The 1748-nt window shown below is 33.2% G+C and carries 2 protein-coding genes; both read right to left on the bottom strand.

What is annotated here, in order from left to right:
• Nucleotides 1-228: 228 nt before the first annotated feature.
• Nucleotides 229-780 carry an SMI1/KNR4 family protein gene (locus ACZBKJ_RS09795; protein ID WP_463200906.1) on the bottom strand — a complete coding sequence of 184 codons (552 nt, stop codon included), beginning with the start codon at nt 778-780 and terminating at the stop codon, nt 229-231.
• An 8-nt stretch (nt 781-788) separates the two neighbouring features.
• Nucleotides 789-1748: hypothetical protein (locus tag ACZBKJ_RS09790; protein ID WP_463200905.1), on the bottom strand; the 960-nt coding region annotated here is incomplete at its 5' end.

Genomic DNA, 1748 nt, shown 5'->3' with positions numbered 1-1748 from the left:
TGATAATGTAAAACTAATAAACGTAAAGCATATCATCACCAAATAACAACCCACCCAAACATTTACCCATCGTCATTAGTAATTCTTTAAATTGACCATGAATCGGAAAATTGTATTTTTGTTCTATTTGTTTAGTTTCTTCTTCAGTATAGCCCTGAATCAGTTCAGGGCGTTAGATGAAGTTGTTGCGTGGGTTTTTGATGGATAATAGGGTTTGGATTAAATTGCTCATAACAAATGACCTGTGGTTAATTCTTTAAAGTCATTATGATGCTTTCCTGTGATTTTTGAAGTAGTGATTTGACGATAATATTTTAAAAAATCAAATAGGGTGCCAAATGCTTTAACTGTTTCTTTATTTTCATCCCATTCATATACAATGTCGTTATCATCTGCTGCTAACATAAAATATTGAATAATATGTTCATTAATACCTGCAAAGATGAGAAATCTTTTTTCTACTAAATCTACATTACCAAGAAATTTCATAAGATATTCATAATCACTATCTTCTTGAATAACCTCTCTTATATAATCATCTAAGTAATGATTTGTATAATTATTACTATATATATATATATTATCTTCGAGTAATATCCCACCAGAACACTTACCCATCGTCATCAGTAGCTCTTTAAATTGACCATGGATTGGGATATTGTATTTTTGTTCAATTTGTTTGATTTCATCTTCGGTATAGCCCTGAATCAGTTCAGGGCGTTCGATGAAATTATTGCGTGGGTTTTTGATGGATAGTAGGGTTTGCACTAAATCATTCATAATTTACCTCATTTGCTAGTTTTGGTTGAACCATGTTCAATGTGAATGGTGATGTCTGGGTTTAGATTTTTAAAATCACCAATACTACCACCCATCGCATTGTCTCCGCCACAGCCATAGCAAGCACCTTGATTTTCTTTTGATGTATTTTGAATGTTGATTTTAACATCACTGATATTGCCATTTTGATTTTTCTGGGTAATATGACTCATAAGTTTCTTTTCAGCATGATTGCCGTTGTACTGATTATTATCAGGATTAATATGGTCAGGCAGTATTTTTTCTTTTGAACCATCTGATAATACTTTACCTGTATAAGCCTCATCTCTTAGCACCTGATATTCTTTACCATGAATGGTTACTTTATCAGGGGCATTAGGATTCCAGCTTTGACCACTTACTGACAAATAATGAGCAGTTTTACCATCTTTGGTTATAACAGTAGCAGTAGCAATACTAACATTCTTATTAATATCAAATTTACCCTTAATCAAAGATTCTTGTTTTCTCTCTCCACGTTTTGTTGTTTTATTAAACGCTTTAATATCTTCTTGGTCTTTTATCAAAGCTGCTCTAATCCCATCCAGCTCTTTTTTAGCATCATAACCAAGCCCATGTGTAACTGACAGATTGCCATCAGTTGTTGTGGTAAGTTTTGCGTTATGTTCAATTCTATGGACATTTTCAGAGTTTGCATGGTTTGTAAAGTTAGATGACTTTCTTGCTTTTTGGCTATCGGCAATGTTTGCTTGTATGCGTTCTTTTAAACTAGCGCCACCATGATTTTGTCCACTATCAATATTTGGCAGATCCCCATCACCATAGACATTAGGCAAATTTTGACTGGCGGGTACATTAGTATTAATATTTGCATTGGGACTAGGAATTTTATGAGCAACTATTTTTCCTTCAGAATATGTGTATTTTACTCCTTTAAAAATAACTGAACCAGCATTTTTTAGGGTGGG

The organism is Moraxella sp. I5G (genome assembly GCF_055193055.1).
Note: the sequence above shows the minus strand (reverse complement) of the source record. Positions and strands in the feature narration are given on the sequence as shown.